This is a genomic window from Streptomyces sp. BR123 (assembly GCF_013401435.1).
Taxonomy (GTDB): Bacteria; Actinomycetota; Actinomycetes; order Streptomycetales; family Streptomycetaceae; genus Streptomyces.
The window spans coordinates 1-8,223 of sequence record NZ_JACBGN010000305.1; the positions used below are offsets into that span (position 1 = coordinate 1).

Below are 8,223 nucleotides of genomic sequence, written 5' to 3' on the forward strand. Positions count from 1 at the left end.
GGAGCCGGCCCCCCGGACCCCGGGCCTGCTGCCCCGGCCGCCCCCGCGCTCGGCCGGCCCGGGTTCTGGTACGGGCGGCGGATCGTGGCCCGGCTGCGTGCCGCGCACACCGCCGCCGGGCTGCTCACCGTCGCCGCCGCCGTCGTCGCACCCGCCGCCCGCTACGACCGCCGCTCGGGCACCCCCGCCCTCGAAGCCCTCGGCTGGGTCCTGGAGGTGCTGCTCGCCGCCGGGGCCGCCGCCGTCGCCTGGGTCGTCTGCCGGCGCGGCCGTACCGAGATCCGGCCCGACCACCGTCTCGACCGGGCCGCCGTCACCCTGCTGCCCGGCGCCGCCCTGGCCCTGCTCGCCGCCGTGCTGCTCCACGCCTCATGGTCACGTCCCGGCTGGACCTCCTCCGGCCGGCTGCCCGGCGACTTCGCGTTCGGGCTGCTCATGCTCGGCCAGGGCGTCCTCGTCCTCGCCCTCGCGGCCGTCGCCGCCCGCCTGTACCGGCGCGCCCGCGACGAGGCGACCGCCCTGCGCGGCCTCGGCGGGCCCGCCATCGCCATGCTCGGCTGCGCGCTCGGCGGTCTGATGTCCGGCGGGGTCGCCCAGTGGGTCGCCGGCCGGCTCGACGGCGGAGCCGACCCGCCCGTACCGCCCGTGCTGCTGTCCTGGCAGGCCGCCGTCCTGCCCCCGCTGCTCCTCGTACCGGCACTGCTCGCCGCCGTGTTCACGATGCGGGGCGTCCTCCACCGGCGCCGCGTCGCCGCCCGGGTCGCCGCCGAGTACCCGGGGGAGACCCCGGACGCGGACCGCAGCCGCCGCATCGCCGGAGCCCGGGCCGCCGCCGCGCTCACCGATTCCGCGCCCTGGTTCGTCGCCTCCGTCTCCGGAGCCAACCTGCTGCTCGGCGCGGGCGCACTCGCCGGCGCGTGGCTGAGCGGGCAGGTCCCTGGCGACGCCGCCCGCGGCGGGCACCCGCTCCTGGAAACCGCCGCCCGCGCCGCCCAGGACGCCGGCTCGTGGCTGATCGGCTTCGGCTTCCTCCTCTTCGTCACCTGGGGCCGCCGCGCCTACCGGGATCCCGCCGCCCGCCGCACCATCGGCGTGCTGTGGGACGTCGGTACCTTCTGGCCCCGCGCCGCCCACCCCTTCGCCCCGCCCTGCTACGCCGAGCGTGCCGTGCCCGACCTGACCTGGCGCATGACCGCCTGGACCGGCCGCACCGGCGGCCGCCTGGTGATCTCCGGCCATTCCCAGGGCAGCGTCCTGGCCGCCGCCGCCGTCTGGCAGCTCCCGCCGCAAGCCCGCCGCCGCGTCGCCCTCCTCACGTACGGCTCCCCGCTGCGCCGGCTCTACGGGCGCTGGTTCCCGGCCTACTTCGGCCCCGGCCCCCTCACGGCCCTGCACCTGCAGGTCGACTGCTGGCGCAACCTGTGGCGGGCCACCGACCCGATCGGCGGCCCGGTCGCCGCGGATCCCGCCGAGGACGTGGACCGGGGGCCGCTCGCCGACCCGCTCGCCTACGGGCGCAGCGCGCGGCACCCGCTGCCCGCCCCTGTCCTGGGCCACTTCGACTACCCGTCCGACCCTGCCTTCGCAGCCGAACGCGACGCCCTGCTCGCCCGCCTGGGCGGCCCGCCCTGCCCGGCCCTGCGGGAGGCCACGGGCGGACCGAACGCACACGGCCGGACAGCCGCCCCGGGCCGGCCGGTCGCGCAGGGCGGGCCGACCGCCCCCGAGCAGCCGGAGGCCACCCCGGACTCCCGGTCCGGGGGCCCCGACGTGCCGGCGCCGAGGGTCAGCAGGGAGTCGGCAGCGCCGGCAGATCCTCCGGAAACAGCAGAGTGAGCTCGTCCGTCCCCGCATCCGCCAGCTGCGCCACCCGCCCCGCGTGCCGCTCGACCATCCCCTCGAACGTCTGCCGCGCGGTACGGCCGTTGCCGAACGCCGGACCCTTCGGCAGCTCCGTGAAGTACGTCAACAGCGCCTCGGCCGTGCCCTCGCCGAGCCGGTACTCGTGCTCCTCCGCCTGCTGCTCCACGATCCGCAGCAGCTCCCCGGGCCCGTAGTCGCCGAAGGTGATGGTCCGCGAGAACCGGGAGGCCACACCCGGGTTGACGGTGAGGAAGCGGTCCATCTCCGCCGTGTACCCGGCGACGATCACCACGACCGCGTCCCGGTGGTCCTCCATCAGCTTCACGAGGGTGTCGATCGCCTCGCGCCCGAAGTCCCGGCCCGAGTCCTCGGGGGCCAGCGCGTACGCCTCGTCGATGAACAGCACCCCGCCACGGGCCCGTTCGAACGCCTCCTGCGTGCGGATCGCCGTCGATCCGATGTGCTCCCCGACCAGGTCCACGCGCGACACCTCGACCAGGTGGCCGCGCTCCAGGACGCCGAGCGAGGCGAGGATCTCCCCGTAGAGCCGGGCCACGGTGGTCTTGCCGGTGCCGGGGGAACCGGTGAAGACCAGATGGCGGCGGACCGACGCCGCCTTCAGGCCGGCCTGCTGCCGCCGCCGGCCCACCTCGATCATGTCGGTGAGCGCGCGTACCTCGCGCTTGACGCTCTCCAGGCCGACCAGCGCTTCGAGCCGCTCGAGCACCTCCGCGGACCCCCGCGGCCCCGGCGCACTCCGGTCGGCGCGCTCCGGGCGGGCCGTCCCGGACGCCGGCCCCGCCGGTGGGGCCGCGGCGGGACCTGCCTGCGCCGGCTCCGCTCCGCTGCGCTGCCCGGTGAGCGTACGGACGCCCGGGCGTTCCCCGGTGGGCGCGCCGGGAGTCGGCAGGCCGGCGGGCCGGAGCGCGGACTCGTCGGAGGTGCAGCCCTCGGCGACCGGGCCGTCCTCGGCGAACTCGTAGCCGCCGCGCGCGCAGCGCTCGGTGTGGCAGCGGGTCAGGGTGGCACGGCAGCCGTCGAGGATGTGGAAGCCGAAGCCGGAGCTCCCGGTCACCCGGCAGGAGTCGAAGCTGCCGCGGCCGCCGGCCGACACGTAGAACCCGGCCTCGGCCGGGGCGGTGACCGTGCACCGCCGGACCGAGGGATCGGCTCCCTTGGTGACGATCACCCCGCTCTGGGCGGTGTCGATCGTGCAGTCGGCCAGGGTGCCGCCGCTGCCGTGGTCGCGGAACCAGGCTCCGGTGCCCGCCTCGCGGATCCGGCAGTCCTCGACCTGGGCGGTGGCGCCGTCGCTCACCGACACGGCCGTGTTGCGCACCTGGAACAGGTCGCTGTCGACCACGTCCGCCCGCGAGCCCCGGTCCAGCACGAACACCGCGTCGGGCACGTCGTGCAGTCGGCAGCCGGTCAGCGAGACGGTGGCCCCGTCGCTGATCCACACGGCGGGATAGTCGCCCGTGCTGTCGTGGATCTCGCAGGCCTCGGCCTCCACCCGGGTGCCCGGATCCCACACCGACAGCCCGTTGCGGCCGAAGCGTCGCACGGTCGTGCGGGCGAGGGTGAGCACCGAACGGGCCCGCAGGTCCACGGCGTTCTCGGGGATGTCGTGGATGTCGCAGCCCGAGAGGTCGAGGACGGCGTCCGTGTCGAGGGTGACCCCGTCGGCCGTGGTGCGGTGCACCACGCAGTCGGTGAGGCGGGCCGCCGCACGGGCGGCGATCTGCACGCCGGTCCCCTTGATCTCGTACACCTCGCAGCCCAGCGCCTCCAGCCCCGAGCCCTCTCCGGTGACGGCGATGCCGGCGCCCGCGGCGTGGTGGACCCGGCACCGCTCCAGCCGTGGATGCCCGCCCCCGCGGACAAAGACCCCCGCCTGGCCGGCGGAGACCACCTCGCACTCCTCGAACACCCCGCCGCCGCCGTCCAGTACGGCGATCCCGATGCCGGTCGGGTTCTCCACCGTGCACCGGCGCACCAGCGGCCGGGCCCCGCCGCGCACCTCGATTCCGGCTGCGGAGCGGGTGCTCACCCGCAGGCCCGACAGCTCCGGGGCGCCCGTCTCGACGAGCAGGGCGGGAGCCGCCCGGTCCTGGCCCTCCAGGTGCAGGTCGTGTACCACTGCCGAGGCGCGCAGGGTGAGCGCGACCCCGTCCGGCGGGGCGATCCGCACCGACCCCGGCGCGCCCTCGGGCCCGCGCAGCGTGACGGCGTGCTGCAGCACCAGGTTCTCCCGGTAGGTGCCGGGAGCGAGGGTCAGCACGTCTCCGTCCCCCGCGGCGGCGAGCGCGGCGGCCGGCGTCGGATACTCCTCGGAGCGGCGCCGCCACCGCGAAGACCCGCCGTGCGTCAGCTGGACCGTGCCCTGTGCCATGGTGCTGTCGTGCCCCCGCCCTCGTTCTCGTCCTCGCCCTGCCGAACCGGCCGGTCCGGCTGACCTGCCGGAGCCGCCCGCAGCAGCTGACGGCAACCGCTCCGGCCGCTCCACCGTAGCGCGCGGGGAGCCGACGGGAGGCCAGGTCAACTGCCTGCGCCCGCCCGGCCCCAGTCCGGTCCAGCCGCGGCCCAGGCCCGGTCGAGGCGCAGGTACCGCCGGTGTATGAGCCTGCGCACGACGAGACGGCGCGCGGTTTCCGCCAGTGCCGCGGCTCCCACGGCGGCGGCCAGGCCCGCGAGCGCCGCGTGGGCGCCGGCGGAGCCGGGGTCGAGCGGACGGGCCACGAGACGCCCCTGCAGGTCCGTCCATATCCGGAACCGGTCGCCGGCCCGCGGCGGTTCCTCGGCCGCCGGAACCGTCCCCCGGTGGCTGCTTCCGTCCGGCGCGGTCCAGGCCGCCACGATCTGCGTCCGCTGCGGAGCCTGCCGCTGCGGAGCCGGTTCGCCGCCCGCACCCTCAGGCGCCTCGGCGGCGGCCGGCCGGACCACCACCGCCGGGACGAGGTACCGCTCCTGCCGCTGTTCGCGCGCGGCACGCTGCAGCGTGCCGTCCACGCGGAAGCCCGTCACGCAGCCGACGGCCGGAGCCACCAGCAGCACGCAGACCAGCGCGGCGAACGCCACCCACGCCTCGAAGAGATCGGTCGGCCGGCACAGCGGATTGCGCCGCCAACGCCACACGCCCATTGCTGCCCACACGGTCCGGCACCCCCTTGCCTCCGTCTGCCTGCAGGCACGTTCCGGATGGTCCAACGGTCTTGGTGCGGCCGTTGGTTCCAGGGATCGGCCAGAGCCCCCCGAAGGTGTCATTCCGGGGAGTCACGGGGCTCCCGGGCAGGTCCTCTCGGCGAGTCCTCCCGGGCAGGTCCTCCAGGGCGGGTCACTCCAGGACGCTGACCTCGTCGCCGACGCGCACGGTGCCCGTGCGCACCGGCACCAGCAGCCGCCCGAACGCCAGGGACCTGCCGATCCGCCGGTGCCGGGCCAGGGACTTCAGCGGCTCCTTGCCGCGCTCCGCCGTCCTCTGGTCGGTCGTGGTCACGATGCACCGCCCGCACTCCCGCGCCCCGCGGAAGACCGCGTCGCCGATCGCGACGCGCCGCCACCCGTCCTCCGCCCAGGCCTCGGCGCCGGCGACCACCACATTGGGCCGGAACCGGTTCATCGGCAGCGGACCCTCCTGCGGATGGTCCCCCTGCGCGATCATCGAGTTGAGTGCGTCCAGCGACGCCAGGGTGGTGAGCAGCACGGGGTAGCCGTCGGCGAGGCTCACCGTCTCGCCGGGCAGTGCGTAGTCGGGGTCGACCGGACGCCGTACGGCCGGGTCGTCCAGGTGCACCAGCCGAACCGTGATACCGAGGTACGTGCCGGCCCAGTCCGCGGCGGCGCGCGCCGCGACGACCGTCTCGACCTTCTTGCCGAACAGCGCGACCGGCTCCAGCGGCCCCGGCTCAGGGACGTCCACGGCCAGGTCGGGCATGCCGGGCGCCGACAGCACGACGCCGCCTCCCTCCAGCGGACGCGCCGAGGCCAACGCCAGGCGCGGCTGCTCGCGTTGGGTGATGACCTTGCCCTGGGAGTCCACCAGCGCCCAGCGCCGGTCGGCGGACAGGCCCCACGGCTCCACGGCCACCTCGTCGGGAGCTGTCCCCGCCACCGACTTGACGGGATGGACGTGGAGCTTCTGGACATACAAGTTCGCCATGGGGGCATCCTGCCAGGCGCCCCCGCCGCCCTACCGGGATATCGGCGGACGCGCGGGCCGGGGCCGGTGGCCCGGGTCGGTCAGGACCGTGACCACCCGCGTCCGCCCGGCGGCGTGTCGGCAGGCGTGCGGAGCCCACGGGCGGAGCGCTCGCACGCGTGCCGCGCGTGCGTCAGTAGGCGCGCCCCTGGTAGGGACGCCCGTACGGGTCCTCGTACGAGGGGCCCGTGGCGGGCGCCACCTGCACCGGACGCGGTGCCGCCGGGCGCATCGCCTCGTACCCGGTGCCCGCGGCGACGGGACGGGGCGGCTGCGGCTGCGCCTGCTGCATGTACCCCGCGCGGGCAGCGACCGGCTGCTGCTGGGGGATGTACGGCGCGGGCGCACCGTGCAGCGGCACCGGGGAGGGTGCCCCTTGGCCCGGGTACGGGTACCCGTACCCGCCGGACTGCTGAGGCTGCTGCGGAGGCATCGGTGCCGGAGGCAGCGCGGCCGGGAGCGCGGGCAGCGCGGAGGCGAGGGCCGGCAGGTACCCACCGCTCGAGTAGCCGGAGCTCGGCGAATCATAGGCGGCCGGAACACGGATCGGGGCGATCTGCGGAGTGCCACGTTCCGCCACGAGCGAGTCGTAGATGGGAGTGTCCGGGAAGGAGGGCGCGGAGTAGTAACCGCCGCCATAAGTGGAGCGGGGGGAGGTCATGGGACCTAAGTTAAGCCCACGGCTTCACCGGGTCCATAGCGAGGCGTGACGAACGCCGCGCTGACCTGCATCTTCGCAGGTCAGCGCCACACCATTCACTCCACGTTCACGTGCACGATTCGCCACTTGCGCACCCTCTTGCCCCTATTCATGCTTGACGGTTGGCTGTTGCACCGACTTGCCGCTGACGCAGCGTCACAGACGGGTGACCAGGGATGACATCGGGTCGAGGCGGTGATCCGCCGTTTCAGGCGTCGCTCGGACGGGCATAGGTGCGGCCCTTCCACGCCGCGCCGCGCCCCCGGTAGTGCTGAACGGCCGAATCCACCGTCATCAGCAGGTACAGGAGCGCCGTGAGCGGAAGCAGCGGCGCGAGCACGGCCGACTGCCGGTAGTAGCGCAGCATCGGCAGGTATGTTCCGGCCATCAGCAGCCAGGCGAGGCCGCCGGCCCAGGCGGTGGCGGGCCGTCCGGCGGCGAGCCCGGCGAAGAGGGCGGCCGGGGGGACGAGGTACACCAGGACGAGCCCGGCCACCGTCCCCGCCAGGAGCAGCGGCCGGTGGCGCAGTTGGGCGTAGGCGCTGCGCGAGACCATGCGCCACAGGTCCGCCAGGACCGGGTACGGGCGCACGCTGTCCACCCGCTCGGCGAGCCCCAGCCAGATCCGGCCGCCGGAGTCCCGCACGGCCCGGGCGAGGGAGACGTCGTCGATGACGGCCTGGCGGATCGCATCCGGAACCCCTGCGCGGACCGCCGCAGCGGTGCGCAGCAGGACACAGCCGCCGGCCGCGGCCGCGGTCCGGCCCGTGGGGCGGTTGATCCGGCGGAAAGGGTAGAGCTGGGCGAAGAAGTACACGAACGCCGGCACGACGAGCCGCTCCCAGAAGCCGGAGACCCGCAGCCGTGCCATCTGCGAGACCAGGTCGAAGCCGGCGGAGTTCGCGGCCGCGACCAGTTCGCGCAGACTGTCCGGTTCGTGCGCGATATCGGCGTCGGTGAGCAGGAGGTACTCGGGCTCGGTGGCGCGGGCGGTCCGGGCGAACGCGATGCCGTGGCGCAGCGCCCACAGCTTCCCGGTCCAGCCGGGCTCCGGCTCGCGGGGGGAGACGACGGTCAGCGGCAGCCCGGGCTGCGCACGGGCCAGGCGGCGGGCGAGCGCAGCCGTGCCGTCCGTACTGCCGTCGTCGACGAGGATGACCTCGGCCTCGCCGGGATAGTCCTGCGCGAGGAGGGAGGGGAGGCTGCGGGGGAGCACCTCGGCCTCGTCGCGGGCCGGGACGACGATGGCGACGGACGGCCAGCGGGCGGGTGCGGTGCGCGGGGGGAGGCGCACGTCAGTCCGCCAGAACATGCCCTGGGCGAGGGTCAGCCAGATCCAGGCGCCGAGGGAGGCGCACGCGGCAGCGAGAAGGCCCATGCCGGCAGTGTGCCGAAGCCGAAGCCGCCTGTCCCGCACCCCGGCTCGCCCGTCCGTGTCCCGGCCCGTCGGGCCGCCCGCCCC

At 75.7% G+C, this 8,223-nt stretch carries 6 protein-coding genes; 1 reads left to right on the forward strand and 5 read right to left on the reverse strand.

Features of this window, described 5'->3' with window-relative positions; all coding sequences use genetic code 11:
- Positions 1-1,836: hypothetical protein (locus HYE82_RS30640; protein WP_179177455.1), on the forward strand; the 1,836-nt coding region annotated here is incomplete at its 5' end.
- On the opposite strand, the gene HYE82_RS30645 is transcribed toward HYE82_RS30640, so the two are convergent.
- The 5 genes from HYE82_RS30645 to HYE82_RS30665 form a co-directional block, all read right to left on the reverse strand.
- A complete protein-coding gene (locus HYE82_RS30645; RefSeq protein ID WP_179177456.1) occupies positions 1,787-4,255 on the reverse strand; it encodes a right-handed parallel beta-helix repeat-containing protein in 2,469 nt (822 codons plus the stop codon). The two genes, HYE82_RS30640 and HYE82_RS30645, sit on opposite strands and share 50 nt — an antisense overlap.
- 146 nt (positions 4,256-4,401) lie before the next feature.
- Positions 4,402-5,004: a hypothetical protein gene (locus tag HYE82_RS30650; RefSeq protein WP_218783254.1), complete on the reverse strand. Its 603-nt coding sequence runs from the start codon at positions 5,002-5,004 to the stop codon at positions 4,402-4,404.
- Positions 5,005-5,197: 193 nt separating this feature from the next.
- Complete coding sequence (locus tag HYE82_RS30655) at positions 5,198-6,022, reverse strand: MOSC domain-containing protein (RefSeq protein ID WP_179177458.1); 825 nt, start codon at positions 6,020-6,022, stop codon at positions 5,198-5,200.
- A gap of 172 nt (positions 6,023-6,194) precedes the next feature.
- On the reverse strand, positions 6,195-6,722 hold the full coding sequence (locus tag HYE82_RS30660) for a DUF6643 family protein (RefSeq protein ID WP_179177459.1): 528 nt from the start codon (positions 6,720-6,722) through the stop codon (positions 6,195-6,197).
- A 247-nt stretch (positions 6,723-6,969) separates the two neighbouring features.
- Positions 6,970-8,139: a glycosyltransferase gene (locus tag HYE82_RS30665; RefSeq protein WP_179177460.1), complete on the reverse strand. Its 1,170-nt coding sequence runs from the start codon at positions 8,137-8,139 to the stop codon at positions 6,970-6,972.
- Positions 8,140-8,223: the final 84 nt, after the last annotated feature.